At 72.4% G+C, this 22882-nt stretch carries 15 protein-coding genes and 1 tRNA gene; 3 read left to right on the top strand and 13 right to left on the bottom strand.

The window, feature by feature from the left end; translation table 11 throughout:
• The first annotated feature begins 137 nt into the window (after positions 1–137).
• The 3 genes from OG357_RS21265 to OG357_RS21255 are packed head-to-tail and all read left to right on the top strand — an operon-like array spanning position 138 to position 4065.
• Positions 138–980: a vWA domain-containing protein gene (locus OG357_RS21265; RefSeq protein WP_329622654.1), complete on the top strand. Its 843-nt coding sequence runs from the start codon at positions 138–140 to the stop codon at positions 978–980.
• 5 nt (positions 981–985) lie between these two features.
• The gene (locus OG357_RS21260) at positions 986–1831 is read left to right on the top strand and encodes a hypothetical protein (protein ID WP_329622653.1); all 846 of its coding nucleotides are present in this window, start codon (positions 986–988) and stop codon (positions 1829–1831) included.
• Positions 1831–4065: a hypothetical protein gene (locus OG357_RS21255; RefSeq protein ID WP_329622652.1), complete on the top strand. Its 2235-nt coding sequence runs from the start codon at positions 1831–1833 to the stop codon at positions 4063–4065. The genes OG357_RS21260 and OG357_RS21255 overlap by 1 nt, the downstream gene beginning before the upstream one ends.
• Before the next feature lie 60 nt (positions 4066–4125).
• On the opposite strand, the gene OG357_RS21250 is transcribed toward OG357_RS21255, so the two are convergent.
• The 13 genes from OG357_RS21250 to OG357_RS21190 form a co-directional block, all read right to left on the bottom strand.
• Positions 4126–4199: transfer RNA gene (locus OG357_RS21250), tRNA-Thr, on the bottom strand.
• Between the two features lie 85 nt (positions 4200–4284).
• The gene (locus OG357_RS21245) at positions 4285–5844 is read right to left on the bottom strand and encodes an alpha/beta hydrolase (RefSeq protein WP_329622651.1); all 1560 of its coding nucleotides are present in this window, start codon (positions 5842–5844) and stop codon (positions 4285–4287) included.
• Between the two features lie 64 nt (positions 5845–5908).
• On the bottom strand, positions 5909–7111 hold the full coding sequence (locus tag OG357_RS21240; protein WP_329622650.1) for a DNA polymerase III subunit delta': 1203 nt from the start codon (positions 7109–7111) through the stop codon (positions 5909–5911).
• Between the two features lie 185 nt (positions 7112–7296).
• Complete coding sequence (gene tmk, locus OG357_RS21235; RefSeq protein WP_329622649.1) at positions 7297–10611, bottom strand: dTMP kinase; 3315 nt, start codon at positions 10609–10611, stop codon at positions 7297–7299.
• Positions 10612–10732: 121 nt separating this feature from the next.
• Entirely contained in the window at positions 10733–13600 is a 2868-nt protein-coding gene (topA, locus tag OG357_RS21230) for a type I DNA topoisomerase (protein ID WP_329622648.1), read from the bottom strand.
• Positions 13601–13848: 248 nt separating this feature from the next.
• Complete coding sequence (locus OG357_RS21225) at positions 13849–14046, bottom strand: hypothetical protein (protein ID WP_329622647.1); 198 nt, start codon at positions 14044–14046, stop codon at positions 13849–13851.
• Between the two features lie 167 nt (positions 14047–14213).
• Positions 14214–15005 (bottom strand): ABC transporter permease, encoded by a 792-nt coding sequence (locus OG357_RS21220; protein WP_329622646.1) that lies wholly within the window; start codon positions 15003–15005, stop codon positions 14214–14216.
• Between the two features lie 14 nt (positions 15006–15019).
• Positions 15020–15793 (bottom strand): ABC transporter permease, encoded by a 774-nt coding sequence (locus OG357_RS21215; protein ID WP_317596673.1) that lies wholly within the window; start codon positions 15791–15793, stop codon positions 15020–15022.
• The gene (locus OG357_RS21210; protein WP_329622645.1) at positions 15790–16860 is read right to left on the bottom strand and encodes an ABC transporter ATP-binding protein; all 1071 of its coding nucleotides are present in this window, start codon (positions 16858–16860) and stop codon (positions 15790–15792) included. Before OG357_RS21210 ends, OG357_RS21215 begins: the two co-directional genes overlap by 4 nt.
• 81 nt (positions 16861–16941) lie before the next feature.
• The gene (locus tag OG357_RS21205; RefSeq protein WP_329622644.1) at positions 16942–17946 is read right to left on the bottom strand and encodes an ArsR/SmtB family transcription factor; all 1005 of its coding nucleotides are present in this window, start codon (positions 17944–17946) and stop codon (positions 16942–16944) included.
• Positions 17943–19511 (bottom strand): DUF7059 domain-containing protein, encoded by a 1569-nt coding sequence (locus OG357_RS21200; RefSeq protein ID WP_443066707.1) that lies wholly within the window; start codon positions 19509–19511, stop codon positions 17943–17945. Before OG357_RS21200 ends, OG357_RS21205 begins: the two co-directional genes overlap by 4 nt.
• 83 nt (positions 19512–19594) lie before the next feature.
• The gene (locus OG357_RS21195) at positions 19595–20314 is read right to left on the bottom strand and encodes a small secreted protein (RefSeq protein WP_329622642.1); all 720 of its coding nucleotides are present in this window, start codon (positions 20312–20314) and stop codon (positions 19595–19597) included.
• Positions 20315–20475: 161 nt separating this feature from the next.
• A complete protein-coding gene (locus OG357_RS21190) occupies positions 20476–22794 on the bottom strand; it encodes a sodium-translocating pyrophosphatase (protein WP_329622641.1) in 2319 nt (772 codons plus the stop codon).
• Positions 22795–22882 lie beyond the last annotated feature (88 nt).

The raw sequence follows: 22882 nt of genomic DNA, 5'->3' as shown, positions 1-22882 counted from the left end.
GATCTTCTCTCCGATTCCGCTCACCGAGCAGGTACGGCACGGCTACGATCGGCCTCCCTGGGGGGTCAGGTTTTCCGCGTGCGTCTCGTGCCGCGGCGTTCAGCCCCCGTTCGCGCAAGAGGAGCCGGGCCGCCGAGATGCCGTACACCGCCGAGATCAGCCGCACCAACCCCGGCTGCTTCATCTTCCTCGTGGACCAGTCCGCCTCGATGAGCGATCCCATCGGCAGCGGCGAGACGGTCCAGCAGCGCGCCCAGGTCGTATCCGATGCCATCAACCGGCTACTGACCGAACTGTCGGTCAAGTGCGCGAAGGAGGAGGGCGTCCGCGACTACTTCCACGTCGCGGTGGTCGGCTACGGCCACACCCAGGTCGGCTCCGCCTTCACCGGCGCACTCGCCGGGCGGGACCTCGTGCCACTGGGCGAGATCGCGAACAACCCCGCCCGCCTGGAGAGCCGTACGAAGAAGGTGCCGGACGGCGCCGGCGGCCTCGTCGAGACCACCGTGCAGTTCCCCGTCTGGATGGACCCGGTCACCAACGGCGGCACCCCGATGACTCGCGCCCTCGGCTACGCCGAGTCTCTCGTCGCCCGCTGGGTCGACGAGCACCCGGGCGGTTTCCCTCCCATCATCCTCAACCTGACCGACGGCGAGTCCACTGACGGCGATCCCACGAGTGCAGCCATCGGGCTCGCCTCGCATGCCACCGCCGACGGGTCGGTACTCCTCTTCAACCTGCACGTTTCCGGGGCGAGCGGCACGCCCGTCACGTTCCCGGACAGCGAGGGCGAACTCCCCGACACCTACTCCCGGCTGCTCTTCCACATGTCGAGCGTGCTGCCCGGTCACATGCGTTCCTACGCCGCTTCGCAGGGCCACCGGGTCAGCGAAGCCACACGCGGCTTCGTCTACAACGCCGACATCACTTCCATCGTCGAGTTCCTCGACATCGGCACCCGCGCCACGGAACTGCGCTGAGCAGCGTGGACGCCCGCCCGTCGCCCCTCGACGTCCAGCGCTTCCTCGTACCCAAGGCGGGCAGCTCGTCCGCCGAGTGCGAGGACGCCGCCGACGTCTCGCTGTCACCCGACGCGAGTTCACTCTTCGCCGCCGTGTCCGACGGAGCGTCCGAGAGCCTGCTCGCCGGGGTGTGGGCCCGGCAGTTGGTGCACGGTGCCATCGCGTCGATGACGGCTGCCGACGACGAGTCAGGCGACGGGCAGACCGCTCTGCCCGGGTCCTTCGTCGAGGGCCTTCTGGCCCGCACGGTCGACCAGTGGGAGAGCTACGTCTCGGAGTACCAGGCGGAGCGGGCGGCCTCCGGCCGGCCCATCGCCTGGTACGAACAGCCGGGCCTGGCCAAAGGGGCCTTCGCCACGCTGACGGCCGTCCACATGCGGGCGGAGCCGGCCCCCGGTGCCGCGCGCTGGATGTGGCAGGCCTTCGCTCTCGGCGACAGCTGCCTCTTCCATCTCCGCGACGGCCGGCTGATCACCTCGTTCCCCATCACGGACGGAGACGGTTTCGGCATCACCCCGCAGCTTCTCGGCAGCCGTAACCGTGACGCCATCCTGATCTCCGACCGGGCGGTGACCGCAACCGGCGAACTACGCGCGGAGGACGAGCTGCTGCTGGCGACCGACGCGCTGGCGGCATGGCTGCTGTCGCACCCCGAGATCGACTCGGGCGGCGCCGGAAAGCAGCTCGGGAATCTGGCGGCCCTGGGCGAAGAGATCTTCGCCGACTGGGTCCAGCACGAGCGCGACAAGTCCCGGATGCGCAACGACGACGTAGCCCTCATTCGCATGCGGATGAAGACGGAGGGGTAATGGCGCTCTCCCGCCCCGGCGGACCTGTCTCCGGCCGTAGGTTCCCGACGGGCGCGAACTACGTGGAAGCTCTCCAGAACCCCACGTTGTGCTTCGAGGACCCGGACCTCAAACACGGAACGGTCCAGCAGAGCCCCGTACTCGGTCCGAAGGCGATCTCGGGCAACTTCGCCAGCGTCTTCTCGGTCACCGCCCCGGGCGGACAGCGCTACGCGCTGAAGTGCTTCACTCGTGACAGCAGCACGCTGGAGGCCCGCTACCAGGCCATCAGCAGGGAGCTCGCCGTCCTCAGGCCCGCCGAACTGTCCCAGCCGTGGCCGGTCGGCATCGAGTACCTGCCGAGGGGTGTCCTCGTCGCCGGTGAGTGGTACCCGGCCCTGAAGATGGCCTGGGTGGAGGGCACGAGCCTGATCACGTGGATCGACCGGAACGTCCGGGACACGCCGGCCGTCCTCCGGACGGCCAAGCGGTTCGCGGCACTGGTCGCCGACCTGGAGAAGCTCGGCCTCGCCCACGGTGACCTCCAGCACGGCAATCTGCTGGTCGCCGCCGACGGCACGCTCCGCCTCGTCGACTACGACGGGATGTACGTGCCCGCGTTCAAGGGGCAGGGCGCCACGGAGAGCGGCCACCGCAACTACCAGTCCCCGACCCGCACGAGCGCGGACTTCGGCCCCGACATGGACCGGTTCTCCGCCTGGATCATCTACCTCGCCCTGGTCGCGATCGCCACTGACCCCGGCATCTGGGACCAGTTGCACGACGACGAGGGAGAATTCCTGATCCTGAAAGAGGACGACTTCAAGGAACCGCAGTCCTCACTGGCGTGGAGTCTGTTGCTCACCCACCCGGACCCGGCCCTTCGGGCGCTGGCCGCGCAGACCCACGGGCTGCTCTCCCCGGCCGCCCACGCCGTCCCCGCGCTGTCCACGGCCGGGGCGCTCCCGGCCCAGCAGCAGCCTCCTGCCGCCGCTCCGGCAGGCGGAACTCCCTCCTGGCTCGCCGGCCACATCCCGCCACCCCGAACCGCACCCGCGGGAAGCAGCGGGAGCGCCACCACGACCGCCGGGGCCACCGGGGCCACCGGGGCCACCGGGGCCACCGGGGCCACCGGGGCCACCGGCACAGGCTTCGCCCGCCGACGCGCCGCGGACGTCCTCGCCGGGCTCCTCGCCCTGACCGGGGCCGCCACACCCGGCATCCTGACCGCCGTCAGCGCATTGCCGACCGGCTACACCACCGCGCAGATGGGCGCCCTGATCGTGTCCGGCGGCGCCCTTCACGCCACCCGCCGTTCCCGCCCCGAGGCCAAGGCGTCGAAGTCCCGGCTCAAGGCGCTCCGACAACAGATAGGAGCCCTGGAGGACCCCAAGGCGGCGGCGGAGAAGATCCACCGGGAGATCGAAGAGCTGGCCCTTGCAGGTGCGAGCCGGGGCACACAGCTCAATCAGCAGATCAAGAGCCTCCAGACCGAGCTGCGCGACGAGCAGGCACGGATCACCAGCGCGCTCAACAAGGCGACCAGCGGCCTCAAGAACACGCTGAGCACACTGAGCAACCGCGAACAGAAACAACGGGAAGCCGCATTGGCGACGGCGGTCAGGACACACGTTCAGGGCAAGCTCCGCCTCGCTTCCATCCAGAACGTCAAAAAGCTGTCCAACATGGGCGCTGGGACGGTCACGGCCCTGACCGTCGCCGGCATCCACACCGCCGCCGACTTCACCGGGGTCCGGTACGTGCAGAGCGGCCGGTACGCGAACCGCGACGCGTATCTCATGCGGCCCAACGGCCAGCAGGTCAAGGTCCCGGGAGTCGGCGAAGTCCGCGCCTCCGCACTCGAAAGCTGGCGGACCTCGCTGGAGCAGCAGGCCCGGAAGTCGGCACCGACCAGCCTGAGCACCAAAGAGCGGACCGCGATCCGACAGCAATTCGCCGCACGGAAGAAGCAGCTCGAAGCAGAGATCGCGAAGGCCGAGAGGGCTGCCGTCCAGAAGCGCGACCAGGTTCAGCAGCGCCTCGCCACCCGTCAGCAGCAGGTCAACAGGGAGAAACAGCAGCACCTCGCACTGGAGCAGCAGCAGCGTGCGGCACTGCTCCAGCGTCAGGCACAACTCGCCGATGCAAGCGTCACGCGCAACCTGCTCGTCAGGCAGCTCGCCACAGCCGACACGGACCACCGCCGCGCCTTCGGCTTCCTCCGCTATCTCCGCTTCATCGCAACGGGCCACTGACCGACCACCCGGGCATGAAAAAACCCCAGGTCACGGCGAGTGAGTCCTGGGGTAATTCCGAGCCGCCTTCGGGATTCGAACCCGAGACCTACGCATTACGAGTGCGTTGCTCTGGCCAGCTGAGCTAAGGCGGCTTGCCGTGCAGACCCATGTTGGGTGCAGCAGCGCCGCCAAGTCTACACAGTTTCCGGGGGTGCTCCGACCACCCCCGGATCATGCCTATGAGCAGCGCTTTCCGTCCTGCGGAGGCGTGCCTTCCAGGAGGTAGGCGTTGATGGCCGTGTCGACACAGTCGCTGCCCCGGCCGTACGCGGTGTGGCCGTCGCCGTCGTAGGTCAGGAGGACGCCCGAGGAGAGCTGCGCGGCCAGGGAGCGCGCCCACTTGTACGGGGTGGCCGGGTCGCGGGTGGTGCCGACGACGAGGATCGGGGCGGCGCCGTCGGCGGTGATGCGGTGGGGGCTGCCGGTGGGCCGCATGGGCCAGTAGGTGCAGTTGAGGGCCGCCCAGGCGAGGCCCTCGCCGAAGACCGGGGAGGCCTTCTCGAAGGACGGGACCGCCTTCTCGGCGTCGGCGGGGCCGGCGTAGGCGGCCGGCAGGTCGAGGCAGTTCACGGCGGCGTTGGCGTACATCAGGTTGGCGTACGTGCCGTCCGCCTCCCGCTCGTAGTAGCTGTCGGCCAGGGCGAGCAGGCCCGAGCCCTCGCCGCCGATCGCCCGGGTGAGGGCCTCGCGCAGCTGGGGCCAGGCGCCCTCGTCGTACATCGCCGCGATCACGCCCGTCGTCGCGAGCGACTCGCCGAGCTCGCGGCTCTCGCCCGTCGGCACCGGCTCCGCGTCCACGTCGCGGAAGAAGGCCCGCAGCGCCTCGCCGGCCTCCGCGACCGACTCGGTGCCGAGCGGGCAGTCCGGCTTGCGGACGCAGTCGGCGGCGAAGGCGCGGAAGGCGGTCTCGAAGCCGGCGGTCTGGTCGCGGTTGAGGTCGAGCGCGGACAGGGACGGGTCCATCGCCCCGTCGAGGACCAGCCGGCCGACCCGGCCGGGGAACAGCTCGGCGTACGTGGCGCCGAGGAACGTGCCGTACGAGGCCCCCACGTAGCTGAGCTTCTCGTCGCCGAGCACCGCTCGCAGGATGTCCATGTCACGGGCCGTCTCGACGGTGGAGACGTGCGGCAGGACCTTCCCGGAGCGCTTCTGGCAGGCCGCCGCGAACTCCTTGAACGCCGCGCTCAGCCTGTTGGTCTCCGCCGCGTCGTCGGGGGTCTGGTCCACCTGCGTGTACGCGTCCATCCGCGGGCCCGTCAGGCACTCGACCGGCTCGCTGCGGGCGACCCCGCGCGGGTCGACGGCCACCATGTCGTAGCGGGCGCGGACGGGGGCGGGGTAGCCGATGCCCGCGTACCCCTGGAGGTAGCCGACGGCCGATCCGCCGGGCCCGCCCGGGTTGACCAGGAGCGACCCGAGCCGCTTCCCCGGTCCGGTGGCCCGGATCCGCGAGACCGCCAGCTCGACGTCACCACCGTCCGGCTTCGCGTAGTCGAGCGGGGCCAGCAGCGTCGCGCACTGGAAGCCCGTGACACCGCAGTCGCGCCACGTCGGCTTCTGCCCGTAGTACTTCTTCAGCGCCCCGCTCTCGGGCGCGGCGGAGGCGGAGACGCGGGCGGCCGACGTCGTCGTCGTGCGGGACGCGGCGGCGTCGCTTCCGCCCGTGCAGCCGGAGAGGATCAGTCCGGCGGCCGCGAGGGCCGTGGCGGACGTACGGAGCAAACCCCTGGAGTCCATCCCCGGAGCGTATCCGGACGGGTACGGACCGTGTCCAATCGTGTGGGACGCCTGTGGACAGGCCCTAGTCGCGGAGCGACATCGTCATCGCCTCCACCGCCAGCAGCGGAGCCACGTTCCTGTCGAGGGCGTCCCGGCAGGCCAGGATCGCCTCGATGCGGCGCAGGGTCCGCTCCGGGGTGGTGTCCGCGGCGATCCGCTCCAGTGCGTCCCGCACGTCCACGTTGGCGATGTCCGAGCGCGAGCGGAGCTGGAGCGCGAGCACGTCGCGGTAGAAGCCGGTCAGGTCGGTGAGCGCGAGGTCCAGGCTGTCGCGCTGGGTGCGCGTCCTGCGCCGCTTCTGCCGCTCCTCCAGCTCCTTCATCACACCGGCCGTGCCGCGGGGCATCCGCCCGCCCTGCGCGGCGCCGAGCGCCGCCTTCATGTCCTCGGTCTCCTTGACGTCGACCTCCTCCGCGACCTGCTTCGCGTCCTCGGCTGCCGCGTCGACCAGCTCTTGGGCGGCCTTGAGGCAGCCGCCGACGTCCCCGACCCGCAGCGGCAGCTTGAGGACGACGGCCCTGCGCGCCCGGGCCCGCTCGTCCGTGGCGAGCCGCCGGGCCCGGTCGATGTGCCCCTGTGTCGCGCGGGCCGCGGCGTGCGCCGCGGACGGCTCGATGCCGTCGCGCCGCACGAGCACGTCGGCCACCGCCTCCACCGGCGGCGTCCGCAGGGTCAGGAGACGGCAGCGGGAACGGATCGTCGGCAGCACGTCCTCGATGGACGGCGCGCAGAGCAGCCAGACCGTGCGCGGCGCGGGCTCCTCGATGGCCTTCAGCAGGACGTTCCCCGCGCCCTCGGTGAGCCGGTCCGCGTCCTCCAGGACGATGACCTGCCACCGCCCGCCGGCGGGCGACAGCTGCGCGCGCCGGACGAGCTCGCGGGTCTCCTTCACACCGATGGACAGCAGGTCCGTACGGACGATCTCCACGTCCGCGTGGGTGCCGACGAGGGTCGTGTGGCAGCCGTCGCAGAATCCGCAGCCCGGGATCCCGCCCGTCGCCCGGTCGGGGCTCACGCACTGGAGCGCGGCGGCGAACGCCCGCGCCGCGGTCGCCCGCCCGGACCCCGGCGGGCCGGTGAACAGCCAGGCGTGGGTCATCTTCGACGCCTCGGGGGCGGGCTCTCCGGCGGTATGGGCGGTCACGAGCGCGTCGGCGTCGCGCGCGGCGGCGCTGAGCTGCTCCTCGACCCGCGTCTGTCCGACCAGGTCGTCCCATACGGCCATGTCTGCCCCTCCTCAGGTACGCCCTCCATTGTGGGGCAGCGCGCTGACAACCCCCGCCGACCGGGCGTCAGGCCACCCCGCGGAGGCGAGCACGAGCACGCCCGAGCCGACGCTCGCCGTGACGTGCGTGGCGCCGGTCCAGCCGGCGAACGTGTCGACGTAGGCGTTGGCGAGGACGCCCGCCGTCAGCGGCGGCGGCGACGGCCGTCGTTCTCGTCGTCGTCGTGCGGGCCGAACAGCTCGTCCGCGAGGGTCGGCAGATCGTCGAGCGGGGTCTCCTCGGCCCAGTCCGAGCGGCGGCGCGGCTGCCCGTTCTCGTCGAGCTGGGGCAGCTCACGGGTCCGGTCGTTCGCGCCGTGCGCCTGCGCCTGCGGCTGCGGCTGCGTCCGTTCGTCGCGGAAGATTCCCTGCGGCACCCGGTCGGCGGGGTCGGACACCCGGGGATCCCGTACGGGAGGCAGGACGGCGGTCTCGTCGACGGCCCGCGGGTCCCGGATCTTCGGCATGACGGCCGTCTCGGCCTCAGGCCTCATGATCGGCGTGGCCACGGTGACCTCGTTGGGCGAAACGGTGGGCGCCTCGGACTCGGCGACCGGCTCGGCGACCGGCCCGGCGTCCGGCTTCACGACCGGCGTCGCCACGGTGACCTCGTTCGCGGACTCCTCGGTGGCCCGAGCGGCCCGCTCGGCCGCCGCCTTCTCGGCCGCCGCACGCTCCGCAGCAGCCTTCTCCGCGGCCGCCTTCTCCGCAGCGGCGCGCTCGGCCGCCGCCTTCCGCTCGGCCTCGGCAGCGGCCACGGCCGCCGCACGCTCCGCCGCGGCCTTCTCGGCGGCGGCCTTCGCGGCCGCCTCGGCGGCCACCTTCTCCGCCGCGGCCTTCACCGCGGCCTCCTCCGCCGCCTTCGCGGCGGCGGCGGCCTCGGCCATCCGGCGGGCCTCCTCGGCCCGGAGCAGGGCCTCCTCGGCCTTGCGCTGCTTCTCCAGGCGGCGTTCCTCCGCCTCGGCCCGGAGCCGCGCCTCCTCCTCGGCCTCCTTGCGGATCCGCTCCTGCTCCTCCAGGCGGGCCTTCTCCTCGGCGGCGAGCCGCTTCCGCTCCTCCTCGGCGGCGAGCTCGGCGGCGACCCGGGCCTCCTCGGCCTTCCGGCGGGCCTCCTCCGCCTGCCGCTCGGCCTCCAGGCGGCGCGCCTCTTCCTCCTCGCGCCGCTTCCGCTCCTCCTCCTCGGCGCGGAGCTTGGCGAGCTGCTCCTGCCGCTCGCGCTCCAGGCGCTCTTCCTCGGCCTTGCGGGCGGCCTCTTCCTCCGCGAGGCGCCGCGCTTCTTCCTCGGCCTTCCGGCGGGCCTCCTCGGCGGCCTTCACCTCGGCCTCGGAGAGCGGCAACATCCGGTCGAGCCGGTGGCGTACGACGGTGGTGACGGCCTCGGGCTCCTGGCCGGCGTCGACGACGAGGTAGCGGCTCGGGTCGGCGGCCGCGAGGGCGAGGAAACCGGCCCGCACGCGCGCGTGGAACTCCGGCGGCTCGGACTCCAGCCGGTCGGGCGCCTCGGTGAAGCGCTCCCGGGCCGTCTCCGGGGAGACGTCGAGGACGACGGTGAGGTGCGGGACGAGCCCGTCCGTCGCCCAGCGCGAGATGCGGGAGATCTCGGTCGGGGACAGGTCGCGGCCCGCGCCCTGGTAGGCCACGGACGAGTCGATGTACCGGTCGGAGAGGACGATCGCGCCCCGCTCCAGGGCGGGCCGGACCAGGGAGTCGACGTGCTCGGCGCGGTCGGCCGCGTACAGCAGGGCCTCGGCCCGGTTCGAAAGACCCGCCGACGACACGTCGAGAAGGATCGAGCGGAGCCGCTTGCCGATCGGAGTGGCACCGGGCTCGCGGGTGACGACGACCTCGTGACCCTTCGCCCGGATCCATTCGGCGAGCGCCTGGACCTGGGTGGACTTCCCGGCGCCGTCGCCGCCCTCCAGGGCGATGAAGAAGCCGGTCGGGGAGGGTGCCTGGGCGGGGTCGGAGCCGCGCAGCGCGTCGCGCAGGTCACGGCGGAGCGGGACACCGGCGCGGTCGTCGGTCTTCGCGAGGACGAGCGCGGCGACCGGCAGCAGCAGGGCGCCGACCAGGGCGAGCGTCAGGGCCGCGCCGGCGTGCGCGAAGTCGGCGCTCTCCGAGGCGAGCCGGTACGGCCCGATGGCGGCGGCGAGCAGCGGGGCGGCGAGCGCGCCGACGGCCATGCCCACACGGGCGTTGGCCTGGAGGTGCTCGGTGGTCCGGGCCCGGCGCGGCTCCTCGGTCTCCTGGTCGACGAGGGTGTGGCCGGTGTTGGCGGCGACACCGGCGGTGTACCCGGCGAGGACGGCGAGGAACAGCACGGTCGCGGTGTCCGGGACCAGGCCCATGGCGATCAGCGCGACACCGGTGACGGCGGTCGCGAGGGCGAGCAGCCGGCGCCGGGACAGGACGGGCAGGACCTTGCGCGCGGTGCGGATGCCGACGGCGGTGGCGCCGCTGAGCGCGAGGATCAGGAGCGCGTACGTGACGGGGCCGCCGCCCAGGTCGTACGCGTGGAGGACGGCGAGGGACGCGGCCGCGGCGATCGCCCCGGCGACGGTGGCGCAGGTCAGGACCAGCAGGGGCAGGACGCCGGTGCGGCCCTTGCCTTCCGCGGCGCCCTTCTCCGCCGCGGGGCGGCGCAGCCCCTCCAGGGGCGAACGGGGCCTCGGCGTCTGCCCGCCGGGCAGCGCCATCGCGTACAGGCCGGTGACGGAGGCGGCGAACAGGCCGGCCGCCACGTACGAACCGAGGGCGGCCTGGTGCAGCGAGAACCAGTCGAGTCCGGCACCGAGCAGATTGCCGACGAGCGTGGCGACGAGCAGGACGGCGGCCGCGGCCGGCACGGCGAGGAAGCCGGTGCGCTGGGACAGCCGGCGCAGCGCGCCGAGGTGGTCGGGGAGCGGCCGTACGGCGTCGCCCTCCAGCGGCGGGGCGGGCAGCAGCGCGGGCGCGGCGCCCTCGCGGCAGATGGTCCAGAGCCGCTCGGCCGCTCCGGTGACGAAGACGGTGCCGAGCAGGAACCAGAGCGCGCTGTCGGGGGTCCAGTCGATCCACAGGGGCGCGATGACGAGGAGCCCGATCCGCACTCCGTCGGCGCCGATCATGGTCCAGCGGCGGTCGAGCGGGCCGTCGGGGCCGGTGAGCGCGGTGAGCGGGCCGAGGAGGACGGCCCCGAAGAGGACCGAGGCGAGCAGACGCGTACCGACGACGGCGGCCACGGCGAACGCGGCGCCCCGGTATCCGCCCCCGAGCGCGCCCTCGGCGACGGCCGCCTGGAGGCCCAGGAGGACGAGGACGAGGAGGGCGAGGGCGTCACCGACGCCGCCGGCCACCTGGGCGCCCCACAGCCGGCGCACGGGCTGATGGCGCAGGAGGGCCCGTACGGCACGCTCCTGGGAATCCGCGACGAGTGCGGCGTCGGAATCGCCGAGGCGGTCTGGCTGCTCTGCTCGCGTCATCCGTCCACCCTATCCGGACGCCCTTGCTCCCCGCGGCCTCCGACCGAACATCCGGACGACCCTGTGACGAAGGCGGGGCGGGGGCCACCGGCCCCCGCCCCGCCTTCGTCACACCATGCGTCTACTCCGGCTGCGACGCCGCCGTCTTCTTGGCCGCGGTCGTCTTCTTCGCCGCCGTGGTCTTCTTCGCGGCGGTCGTCTTGGCGGCGGTGGTCTTCTTCGCCGCGGTCTTCTTCGCCGCCGTCTTCGTGGCCGTCTTCTTCGCCGTCGTGGTCTTCTTCGCCGGCGCCTTCTTGGCGACCTTCTTCGCCGGCCCCTTGGCCCGCTTCTCCGCGAGGAGCTCGTAACCGCGCTCCGGCGTGATCGTCTCCACGCTGTCGTCGGTCCGCAGGGTGGCGTTGGTCTCGCCGTCCGTCACGTACGGGCCGAAGCGCCCGTCCTTGACGACCACGGGCTTCTCGCTGACCGGGTCGGTGCCCAGCTCCTTCAGCGGCGGCTTGGCCGCCGCCCGGCCACGCTGCTTCGGCTGCGCGTAGATCGCGAGCGCCTCTTCGAGCGTGATCGAGAAGAGCTGCTCCTCGTCGGTGAGCGACCGCGAGTCCGTGCCCTTCTTCAGGTACGGGCCGTAGCGGCCGTTCTGCGCGGTGATCTCGACGCCCTCGGCGTCCACGCCGACGACCCGCGGCAGGGACATCAGCCGGAGCGCGTCCTCCAGGGTGACGGTGTCGAGCGCCATCGACTTGAAGAGAGAGGCCGTCCGCGGCTTCACCGCGTTCTTGCCGGTCTTCGGGGTGCCCTCGGGCAGGATCTCCGTGACGTACGGGCCGTAGCGGCCGTCCTTCGCCACGATCTGGTTGCCGCTGACCGGGTCGGCGCCCAGCTCGAAGTCGCCGCTCGGCTTGGCGAGCAGCTCCTCGGCGTGCTCGACGGTGAGCTCGTCGGGCGCGAGGTCCTCGGGGACGTCGGCGCGCTGGTGGCCCTCCGCGTCCTTCTCGCCGCGCTCCACGTACGGGCCGTAGCGGCCGACGCGCAGCACGATGTCGTTGCCGACCGGGAAGGAGGAGATCTCCCGGGCGTCGATGGCGCCGAGGTCGGTGACGAGCTCCTTGAGGCCGCCGAGGTGGTCGCCGTCGCCGTTCCCGGCGTCCGCCGCGCCGCCGGGGGCAGCCGCGCCGCCCTCGCCCGTGCCCCCGCCCTCACCGAAGTAGAAGCGCTTCAGCCACGGCACGGACTTGGCCTCGCCCCGCGCGATGCGGTCGAGGTCGTCCTCCATCCGCGCGGTGAAGTCGTAGTCGACGAGCCGCCCGAAGTGCGTCTCCAGGAGGTTGACGACGGCGAAGCTCAGGAAGGACGGCACGAGCGCCGTGCCCTTCTTGAAGACGTAGCCGCGGTCGAGGATGGTGCCGATGATCGACGCGTACGTCGACGGGCGGCCGATCTCGCGCTCTTCGAGCTCCTTGACCAGCGAGGCCTCGGTGTAGCGGGCCGGCGGCTTCGTCGCGTGGCCGTCCGCCGTGATCTCCTCGGCGGTCAGCGCGTCGCCCTGGGCGACCTGCGGCAGGCGCCGCTCGCGGTCGTCGAGCTCCGCGTTCGGGTCGTCGGCGCCTTCGACGTACGCCTTCATGAAGCCGTGGAAGGTGATCGTCTTGCCGGAGGCGCTGAACTCGGCGTCACGGCCGTCGGAGGCCCGGCCGCCGATCTTGACGGTGACCGAGTTACCGGTGGCGTCCTTCATCTGGGAGGCGACGGTCCGCTTCCAGATCAGCTCGTAGAGCCGGAACTGGTCGCCGGTCAGGCCGGTCTCCGCGGGGGTGCGGAAACGATCACCCGAAGGGCGAATCGCCTCGTGCGCCTCCTGCGCGTTCTTGACCTTGCCCGCGTAGACGCGCGGCTTCTCCGGCAGGTAGTCGGCGCCGTACAACTGCGTGACCTGCGCCCGGGCCGCCACGACGGCGGTGTCGGACAGGGTCGTGGAGTCCGTACGCATGTAGGTGATGAAGCCGTTCTCGTACAGCTTCTGCGCCACCTGCATGGTCGCCTTCGCACCGAAGCCCAGCTTGCGGCTCGCCTCCTGCTGGAGGGTCGTGGTGCGGAAGGGGGCGTACGGGGAGCGGCGGTACGGCTTCGACTCGACCGAGCGCACCGCGAACGCGGTGTCGGCGAGCGCGGCGGCCAGGGCGCGCGCGTTCGCCTCGTCCAGGTGGAGGACGCTGTCGGTCTTCATCCGGCCGTCGGCGCCGAAGTCACGGCCCTGGGCGACACGCTTGCCGTCGACCGTGTTCAGCCGGGCGACCAGCGTGGACGGGTCGGAGGCGTCGCCGGAGCGGCCGGTGCCGAAGGTGCCGGTGAGGTCCCAGTACTCGGCGGAGCGGAAGGCGATGCGCTCGCGCTCCCGCTCGACGACGAGCCGGGTGGCGACGGACTGCACACGGCCTGCCGACAGCTTCGGCATGACCTTCTTCCACAGGACCGGCGACACCTCGTAGCCGTACAGCCGGTCGAGGATGCGGCGGGTCTCCTGGGCGTCGACCATGCGCTGGTTGAGCTCGCGCGGGTTGGCGACGGCCTCGCGGATGGCGTCCTTGGTGATCTCGTGGAAGACCATCCGGTGGACCGGGACCTTGGGCTTCAGGACTTCCTGGAGGTGCCACGCGATGGCTTCGCCCTCGCGGTCCTCATCGGTGGCGAGGAAGAGCTCGTCGGACTCGGCGAGCAGCTCCTTGAGCTTCCTGACCTGCGCCTTCTTGTCGGCGTTGACGACATAGATGGGCTGGAAGTCATGCTCGACGTCGACGCCGAGGCGGCGCACCTCGCCGGTGTACTTCTCCGGCACCTCGGCGGCGCCGCTGGGGAGGTCGCGGATGTGCCCGACGCTCGCCTCGACGACGTAGCCAGGGCCGAGGTAGCCCTTGATCGTCTTCGCCTTGGCGGGCGACTCGACGATGACGAGTCGGCGGCCGCCGTGTGCGGTCTCGCTGGTCGGGGACAACTTCGCTCTTCTCTCCGGATCGACACTCTCTGGCACGTACGGCACTGGCACGCACGGCAGCGGCACGGACGGTGACGCTCCCGTCGCTGCGGAGTGTGACGGTACAACCCGCCCCCGTGTCAAACGGCGAAAGCCCGCAACGGCCACTCGAACGGTAACCCGAGTCCTGGCATTCCTGCCGCCCGGACTCCCGGTCGGGCGGGGCGGGCGGACGCGCCGGAGAGATCAGCGGTGGAACCGGAGGCGGCTCAGAGCCGGCCGAAGCACCAGAGGCCGAGGGCCAGGAAGGCGGCGCCGAAGAGGCTCGTCAGCGCGACGGCGGTGCGGGGCGCGACCCCGTACGCCACGGGCTCGCGGTGCAGCACCCGCACGGTCGTCCACAGCAGCAGCGCGGCCCCGAACAGCGTGAACGCCGCCCCCGCGAAGATCGCCGGCCCGCTCTCCATGCCCGTACCCCGTTCCGTCCACGTGCGGTGTTCGTCTCCCGCAGCCGAGGCTGACACCTCCGGGCGTCGTGGGCGCGAATTCCGGGTGAACGACGCGGACCGTCCCGTACGGTTTCACGAAGATGGCCGGTAGTGACCCACTCCTCACGTCCTTTCCCTCTCCTCCGTCACATCGTGTCGAGCGTGGCCCGGCGTCGGCTGCCGCGCTCGAAGAGGGCGAGCAGGGCGACGGCGAGCAGCCCCCAGCCGGCGCCCACCGCGAGCTCGGTCCCGAGCAGGGTGCCGTCCAGGCCGCCGCCCGCGGTCAGCCGCCGCGCCGCGTCCGCCGCGTGCGTGAGCGGCAGCAGCTCGCCGGCGAACCGCATCCACTCCGGCAGCGACTCCCGGGGCACGGCGGCGCCCGTCAGGAGGAGCAGCCCCGAACTCGCCACGTTGGACACCAGGAACACGTCGCGGAAGCGGAGCCCGAGCGCCCCCAGCGCGAGCCCGAAGGCCGAGCAGGCACCGGCGGCGGCGAGCAGCACCAGAGCGAGCCCGGGCAGCGCGCCGGCGGGCACGGGCAGCCCGAGGACGAGCGCGGCGGCGGTCAGCACGAAGCCGCTGACGAACAGCCCGTTGAGGACGTACGGGAGGGCGCGCCCGAGCCAGAGCGGGACCCGGTGCCGGGGCGAGAGCAGGACGGCGCCGAGCGTGCCGTACCGGCGCTCGTTGGCGACGGCCATCGTGCCGCCGTACACGCAGGAGGCGGAAGCTGCGAGGACGGCGTTGCCTACGAGATGGAAACGGTCGTCGGCGACGCCCAGTTCCCGGCCGAGGAAGACGAAGAAGAAAACCTGGAGAAGCGGCCCCACCAGCAGCGTTCCGATGAACATCGGCGGGGTCGTCCAGTTGAAGAGCGCCCGGTAGGAGATCGCGCCGCCGACGACGACGAGCCGGGCGGTGCCGGGGAAACGGAACATCTCTGGCTGGCCTTTCAGGTGAGGGCGAGGGTGGCGGCGGCGCGCGCCCGGCGCTCCACCCGCCCGAGGACGAGGACGGCGGCCAGGGCGTAACCCGCCCCGAGCGCGACGGCGGCGAGGAGCGGCGTGACCACGTCCCCGCCGGAGGTCGCCGCGTGCACGGCCCGTGCGCCCCAGGTGGTGGGCAGCGCCCAGGACAGCGGGTGCGTCCAGGCGGGCAGCACGGTGACGGGCACGAGGAGCCCGGACAGCAGCCAGACGGGCGTGTCCAGGGGGTTGGCCAGGGCGTTGGCGTTGCGCAGCAGAACGAAGGTGGCGGCGAGGAGGAGCCCCATCATGCCGAGCGCGAGGACGCAGACGGGCACGGCGAGCAGGAACAGCAGCGGGTGCGCGAAGTCGAGCGGGACACCGAAGAGGACCACGCCCCACAGGACCGTCGCACCCATCGCGTACGTGCCGATGACGGCGGTCGCGAGGGTGATCGGGAGCAGGACGAGCGCGAGCGGCGCGGGCGCCACGACCAGGGTCTCCAGGGTGCCGAGCCAGCGCTGGTTCTGCACGGCGCCGCCCGAACCGAAGAGCACCGAGCCCCAGATGCCCATCAGTCCGGCGCCGACGGAGGCGGTGAGCAGCCGGTCGGGGTCGCCCGCGGCCCGGAACAGGTAGACGGCGAGGGTCGCGTAGACGAGCGGGACGAGGACGGCGAAGGTGATCTCGATCGGGGAGCGCGACATGTACGAGACATGGGTGCGGACGCCGACGAGGATCAGCCGCGGGACGCGCCTCATACGGGCAGCTCCTCGGACACCGGCAGCTCCTCGGACACGGGAAGCTCCTCGGACGCGCGGTCAACAGCCTCCGTGTCCCCCGAGCCGTCCCTGGAGGACGCCTCCTCCACGATCGCGATGTACGCGTCCTCCAGGGACGGTTCGCGGCTCGCGACCCGGCCGATCCGTACGCCGTCGAGGGCGTTCAGCACCGGTCCGTGCAGCTCGGCGGAGGCCCGGCCTGTCTGCACGGTGACGATCTGCAGTGCGCCCCGGTCCTCGACCGACGCGCCCCGCACCCCGGCGAGGCGGCGCACCCGGTCGAGCCGCTCCTCGTCGACCCCATACGCCTGGATCTCCAGCACGTCCCGGCCCCGCACCCGGGACTTGAGGCTCTCGGGCGTGCCGAGGGCGCAGATCCGGCCGCCCGCGATCACGGCGATCCGGCCACAGAGCTCGTCGGCCTCGGCCATGTAGTGGGTGGTGAGCAGGACGGTGGTGCCGGCCGCGGACAGGTCGGCGACCGTGCGGCGCAGGTCGCGGGCGGCGACGGGGTCGACGCCGATGGACGGCTCGTCGAGGAAGAGCACGTCGGGGCGGTGGAGGAGGCCGCGGGCGATGTGGAGGCGCTGCCGCATGCCGCGCGAGTACCCCTCGACGCGCTCCTTCTCCCGGCCCACGAGGCCGACCAGGTCGAGGAGTTCGGCGATGCGCCGCTTCTGGTCGCGGGCCTCGACGCCGTACAGCTCGGCGAAGTAGCGGAGGTTGTCGAGGGCGGAGAGCCGTTCGTACAGGCCGCGGTCGCCGCCGAAGACGTACCCGATCCTGCGGCGTACGGCGACGGGGTCGCGGGCCACGTCGTGGCCGAACACCCGGGCCGTGCCGGAGGTCGGCAGGAGCAGGGTGTTGAGCATCTTGATGGTGGTGGTCTTCCCGGCGCCGTTGGGGCCGAGCAGGCCGAACAGTTCCCCGGGCGCCACCTCGAAGGTGACCCCGCGCACGGCCTCGGTCTCGGTCCGCCGGGGCTTCAGCCACCCGGTCCTGCTGGTGTAGGTGCGGCGCAGCGCGTCCGCCTCGATTGCGAGCATGCGGCGGACGGTAGAAGCCGGCGGAGGGGCGGGGCCATCGATTCGGGAGCCCCCGAATCGTCGGCACGCGACCCCACCCCCTTACGCGACCGCGTGCAGCACGCCCTCCCCGGCGAGCAGCGCGAGCAGCGAACGGCCGGTGTCCGTGAGCTGGTAGTACACCGAGCGCCCGACCCGGTGCCGGGTGACGACCCCGGCCTCCGCGAGCACCGACAGGTGCTCGGAGACGGTGCTCGGCGCGAGGCCGAGCCGGTCGGCGAGCCCGGCCGTGGTGAGCGGCCCGCCCAGCTCGCGCAGGACCGCCGCGCGGCCCCGGCCGAGCATCAGGCCGAGCCGGTCGTCGGCGACGGGCTCGGGCGGTTCGCGCAGGGCGGCGGCTCCCCGGGCCTGGAAGCTGAGCGCGAACACCTCGGGGTCGTCCGTCGAGTACAGCCGGCAGCCCTCGGCGAAGACCAGCGGCACGAGCACGAGCCGGCGCTCTCCGGGCGCGTACTCCGCGTCGATGTACTTGGTCAGTTCGAGTACGGGGGGCTGCCACCGCCCCCGCGTCTCCAGGCCCGCGAACAGCGCGTCGACGCCCTCCGTCGCGAACGTCCTGGCCCGGACGAGCACTTCGTCCTCGACGAGCCGCCGCATCGTCGGCCAGTACGGCTCGATCGCGCCCTCCCAGTAGGCCGCGTACGCGTCGGCGAGCGCCGCGCAGGCCGCCTCCGGATCCTTCAGGTAGGGCTGTACGAAGGGCTCGTCGGCCATGCCGGGATAGCAGACGGCCACCTGGGCGCGGACGAACTCCGGGTCGGTGGCCCGCAGCGCGGCCAGCTCCTCGTGGACGTTGACCGTGCCGAACGGCCGGGGCAGCAGGAAGTCGGAGACCTCGACCCGCCCCTCGACGAACAGGTCCCACAGCGGGCGGAGCCGGTCGTCCTCGCGCCACACCTCGCGCGCCTGCCCGACCCACGCCTGGTACGGCCAGGAGGGGTGACGGTGCGGCAGCGCGAGGTGCATCGAGCAGAACGCGTCCCGCAGCGGGCTGATGGCGATCCGGGTCGCCCCGAGCGAGGCCTCGTCCAGCTCGATCCGTATCAAGCGCCGCTCACCTCGCCGGACTCCCCGGGCGTCTGCCCGACGGGCAGCAGGAAGCCCTCCTCGACGAGCAGCCGGATCGCCTGCGGGGTGCGGTCCCGCAGTATGACCGGGTCCTCCCCCATGAGCTGCCCGATCGCGTCGAGGATGCGGCCGGCGCTGAGGGTGCCGTCGCACACGCCGGCGAACCCGGCGCCGACGTGGTCGACCTTGGTGGCGCGGCGCATGCCGCGGTTCTGCCGGAGCACGACGTGCTCGGGGTCCTCGGCGCCCGGCAGCCCGACCTGCTCCTGCATCACCTCGGGCGCGAGCGTGAAGCGGTCGGCGAGCAGCGCGGCGTCGTCGTGGCTCCGCAGGTAGTCCTGGCGCGTGAAGTGGGCGCGGATGGTGTCGCCGAGGGGCTGCTCGACGGGGTGCGGCCACTCCTCGATCAGGATCGAGGGCTCGGTCTCGCCCGACTCCACCGCCGCGTTCCGCCGGATCGTGATCCAGCCGAAGCCGATCGCCCTGGTCCTGCGGGCCTCGAACTCGTCGAGCCAGCGCCCGTACGCCAGCCGGTACGCGTCCGGGTCGCCGCGGTGGTCCCCGCTGTCCCGCAGCCAGAGCTCCGTGTACTGGGTGACGTCCTGGACCTCGCGCTGCACGATCCAGGCGTCGCAGCCGCGCGGCACCCAGGACCGCAGCCGGTCCTGCCACTCCTCGCCGTCCACGTGCTGCCAGTTGGCGAGGAACTGGGCGTATCCGCCGTCGTTGAGCCGCTCGCCCGCCTGCTGCACGAGCGTGCGGCACAGGTCGTCGCCGCCCATCCCGCCGTCCCGGTAGGTGAGCGTGGCGCCGGGGGAGATGACGAACGGCGGGTTGGAGACGATCAGGTCGTACGTGTCGCCGTCGACCGGCTCGAAGAGCGAGCCTTCGAGCAGCTCGGCCTCCCGGGCCCCGGAGAGGGCGAGCGTGAGCCGGGTGAAGTCCAGGGCGCGCGGGTTGAGGTCCGTGGCGGTGACCAGCGTGGCGTGCTGGGCGGCGTGCAGCGCCTGGATGCCGGAGCCGGTACCGAGGTCGAGCGCGGAGGACACCGCCGTACGGACGGTGATCCCGGCGAGCGTGGTGGAGGCGCCGCCGACGCCGAGGACGACGCCCTCGGCCTTCTTCCCGATGCCGCCGGCTCCGCCGACGGCGCAGCCGAGGTCGGAGACGATGAACCAGTTCCCGCCGTCCTCGCCTCCGTAGGGCCGGACGTCGACCGTGGCGAGCACGGCGTCGTCCTCGCGGACCACCCAGCCGTCGGCGAGGGCCTCGTCCAGCGGGAGCGCGGCGGCGGCCTTGTCGTACGCGACGGCCCGCTGGAGCAGGAAGAGCCGGACGAGGGTCTCCAGCGACGAGTCGCCGCGGGTGGCGCGCAGGGCGGGCACGGTCTCGCTGCGGGCGAGCGCCGCGTAGGCGGGGGCGCCGAGCAGGTCGAGCAGACCGTCGGCGGTGTAGTCGGCGGCGAGCAGTGCCTCGCGCAGACGGGCGGCGTGCGCGGGCACCGGGAGGCGGGGAGGCAGGCTGGTCGTACTCACGGATCCCATTGTGACGGCCGCCACCGACATCCGGGCTGCCGACCCGGCGACAGACGACCGATCGCCGCCGCCGGGGTGGGGAAGACCTGCTCCTAGGACTTCTTGGTGGGCTTGGCGGAGGCCTTCTTGCTAGGCGTCGAGGAGCCCGAGTCGGCGTCCGACTCCGAGCCGGAGCCCGAGTCCGCGTCCGCGTCCGAGCCCTTGTCCGAGGAGGTCGAGCCGGGCTTCGGCGAGGCCGTGGCCGAACCGGACGTCTTCGGCGGGACCGAGGCCGTGGGCTTCTGGCAGCCGGGCTGCTTGGCCATCGCCTGGCCCAGCTCGCCCTCCTCCAGCTTGGCCAGCGCCGCCTGGTCCATCTTCTCGATCCTGGTCAGCCCGTCGGCGACGTCCTGGAGGCCGTCCGCGAACTTCTGCTGGTTGCTCGGGTCCAGCGCGTCGACTTCCTTCTTGAGCCCCAAGTAGGCCACCGCGGTGGCGTTGAGCTCCTTGATCGCGTCCTGCTGGACCTTCTCGCCGTTCTCGACGGGCGGGACCCCGGCGGCCTCGACGGCCTTGGCGAGCGCGCGGTCGGCGTCGGCGATGTCCTGGAACGCCTTCGAGTCGGCGGCCTGGATCTCGGCCGGCTTACTGTCGGCCGCCGTCGAGATGATGATCTGGTGGGCGTTGGCCCGCTTCTGGATCTGAGGCTTCGCCTGGTCGCAGAACGTCTTCGCCCAGTCCCCCACCTTGTCGCCCTCGTCATCGCTGCAACCGGACAGCGCGAGCACCAGTACCGCGCCGCCGGACAGCGCGGCCGCAAGCTTCTTGTTCACCGGATCGGTCCCTTCCAAGGCTCTCGGCCCCGGAACATACACGCCGAACGGGCTACTTCCACCTTTCGTGGGAGGGATTCATCCCACATTGCAGTCGTTTGAACCAAGGGAGAGAGCTCCGCGAACACCTCCCGCGCCCGGAAAATGAGACGGACGACACGTCAGGAGACCGTCACCGAACGCCGCTTGGAGACCCAAACCGCGGCGACCACGACGAGGACCGCGAGCCCCGCGATCGCCGCCCTCACCCAGTCGTTGGCGTCGTCCCCGTAACCGAACTTCACGACCGCGGGGGCGATCAGCAGCGCGACCAGGTTCATCACCTTCAGGAGCGGGTTGATCGCCGGTCCCGCGGTGTCCTTGAAGGGGTCGCCGACGGTGTCCCCGATGACGGTCGCGGCGTGCGCCTCGCTGCCCTTGCCGCCGTGGTTGCCGTCCTCGACCAGCTTCTTCGCGTTGTCCCACGCACCGCCGGAGTTGGCGAGGAAGACCGCCATCAGGGCGCCCGTGCCGATCGCTCCGGCGAGGTACGAGCCGAGCGGTCCGACACCGAGCGCGAAGCCGACCGCGATCGGGGCCGTCACGGCGAGCAGCCCGGGCGTGGCGAGTTCGCGCAGCGCGTCCCTGGTGCAGATGTCGACGACCCGCCCGTACTCGGGCTTCTCGGTGTACGTCATGATCCCGGGGTGCTCGCGGAACTGCCGCCGCACCTCGTAGACCACCGAACCGGCCGACCGGGACACCGCGTTGATCGCGAGCCCCGAGAAGAGGAAGACGACCGACGCTCCGAGGATCAGCCCGAAGAGGTTGTTGGGCTGCGAGATGTCCATGGAGAGCGTCAGCACGTCCGCCGCCCCGCCGATCGCACCGGCCTCGGAGACCGCGGTCGCGATGGCGTCCCGGTACGAACCGAAGAGCGCCGCGGCTGCCAGGACGGCGGTGGCGATGGCGATGCCCTTGGTGATGGCCTTCGTCGTGTTGCCCACGGCGTCGAGGTCGGTGAGGACCTGCGCGCCCGCGCCCCGGACGTCGCCGGACATCTCCGCGATGCCCTGCGCGTTGTCGGAGACGGGGCCGAAGGTGTCCATGGCGACGATCACGCCGACGGTGGTGAGCAGGCCCGTCCCGGCGAGGGCGACCGCGAACAGCGCCAGCATGATCGAGGCACCGCCGAGCAGGAACGCCCCGTACACGGCCAGCCCGATCAGCAGGGCCGTGTAGACGGCGGACTCCAGGCCGAGGGCGACGCCCGCGAGGACGACGGTGGCGGGTCCGGTGAGCGAGGACTTGCCGATGTCCCGGACGGGCCGCCGGCCGGTCTCGGTGAAGTAGCCGGTGAGCTGCTGGATGAGCGCGGCGAGCACGATGCCGATGGCGACCGCGACGAGGGCGAGGACCCGCGGATCGCCGGAGTGGTCGTTGATGCCGGGCTCGGTGACGCCTTCCAGCTCGGCGTACGAGGACGGCAGGTACGTGAAGGCGGCGACGGCGACCAGCACGAGCGAGATCGTCGCCGAGAGGAAGAAGCCCCGGTTGATGGCGTTCATCCCGCTGCGGTCGGCGCGCCGCGGGGCGACCGCGAAGATGCCGATCACCGCGGTGACCACGCCGATCGCGGGCACGATCAGCGGGAACGCGAGGCCGTGATCGCCGAAGGCGGCCATGCCGAGGATGAGTGCCGCGACCAGCGTCACCGCGTACGACTCGAAGAGGTCGGCGGCCATGCCCGCGCAGTCGCCGACGTTGTCGCCCACGTTGTCGGCGATGGTGGCGGCGTTGCGCGCGTCGTCCTCGGGAATGCCCTGCTCGACCTTGCCGACCAGGTCGGCGCCGACGTCGGCGGCCTTGGTGAAGATGCCGCCGCCCACCCTCATGAACATCGCGATGAGCGCGGCGCCGAGTCCGAAACCCTCCAGGACCTTCGGCGCGTCGGCGGCGTAGACGAGGACGACGCAGGAGGCTCCGAGCAGTCCGAGGCCGACGGTGAACATGCCGACGACCCCGCCCGTACGGAAGGCGATCCGCATGGCCCGGTGCGCGACCTCGGTGAGGTTCTTCTCCGGTTCGCCCGGCGCCGGGGTGGCCTCCCTGGCCGCCGCGGCGACCCGCACGTTCGCCCGGACGGCGAGGCGCATGCCGAGGTATCCGGTGGTCGCCGAGAAGAGCGCCCCGACCAGGAAGAACAGGGACCGTCCGGCGCGCTGCGACCAGTCGTCGGCGGGCAGCAGCATCAGCAGGAAGAACACGGCGACCGCGAAGACGGCGAGAGTACGCAGCTGCCGCGCGAGATAGGCGTTGGCGCCCTCCTGCACGGCGGCGGCGATCTCCTTCATCTTCTCGGTGCCCTGGCCGGCCGCGAGCACCTGGCGGGCGAGGAGCTGGGCGACGACCAGTGCGCCGAGGGCGACGGCCGCGACGACGACCACGATCGTCCGGTTCCCGCTCGTGAGCACCGCCGCGGCGAGCGAAGTGGGGTCCATGGGGACGGATCATAAGGAGACGAACCTGCTCAAACGGGGACCCCGTGGAGCCACCGCGCGGATGCACCAATCCGGGCGGCCGCACGAG

Origin of the sequence: Streptomyces sp. NBC_01255 (assembly GCF_036226445.1) — a bacterium.
Lineage (GTDB): Bacteria > Actinomycetota > Actinomycetes > Streptomycetales > Streptomycetaceae > Streptomyces.
The sequence above is the reverse complement of the archived record's forward strand: the minus strand, read 5'-3'. Positions and strand labels throughout refer to the sequence as shown.

Coding starts and splice junctions, on each gene's coding strand:
- OG357_RS21240 (WP_329622650.1), bottom strand. CDS start 7,111: ATGGCCGTATGGGACGACCTGGTCGGACAGACGCGGGTCGAGGAGCAG.
- tmk (WP_329622649.1), bottom strand. CDS start 10,611: ATGACGCGAGCAGAGCAGCCAGACCGCCTCGGCGATTCCGACGCCGCA.
- OG357_RS21200 (WP_443066707.1), bottom strand. CDS start 19,511: ATGGGATCCGTGAGTACGACCAGCCTGCCTCCCCGCCTCCCGGTGCCC.
- OG357_RS21245 (WP_329622651.1), bottom strand. CDS start 5,844: ATGGACTCCAGGGGTTTGCTCCGTACGTCCGCCACGGCCCTCGCGGCC.
- OG357_RS21265 (WP_329622654.1), top strand. CDS start 138: ATGCCGTACACCGCCGAGATCAGCCGCACCAACCCCGGCTGCTTCATC.
- OG357_RS21225 (WP_329622647.1), bottom strand. CDS start 14,046: ATGGAGAGCGGGCCGGCGATCTTCGCGGGGGCGGCGTTCACGCTGTTC.
- OG357_RS21190 (WP_329622641.1), bottom strand. CDS start 22,794: ATGGACCCCACTTCGCTCGCCGCGGCGGTGCTCACGAGCGGGAACCGG.
- OG357_RS21210 (WP_329622645.1), bottom strand. CDS start 16,860: ATGCTCGCAATCGAGGCGGACGCGCTGCGCCGCACCTACACCAGCAGG.
- OG357_RS21220 (WP_329622646.1), bottom strand. CDS start 15,005: ATGTTCCGTTTCCCCGGCACCGCCCGGCTCGTCGTCGTCGGCGGCGCG.
- OG357_RS21255 (WP_329622652.1), top strand. CDS start 1,831: ATGGCGCTCTCCCGCCCCGGCGGACCTGTCTCCGGCCGTAGGTTCCCG.
- OG357_RS21215 (WP_317596673.1), bottom strand. CDS start 15,793: ATGAGGCGCGTCCCGCGGCTGATCCTCGTCGGCGTCCGCACCCATGTC.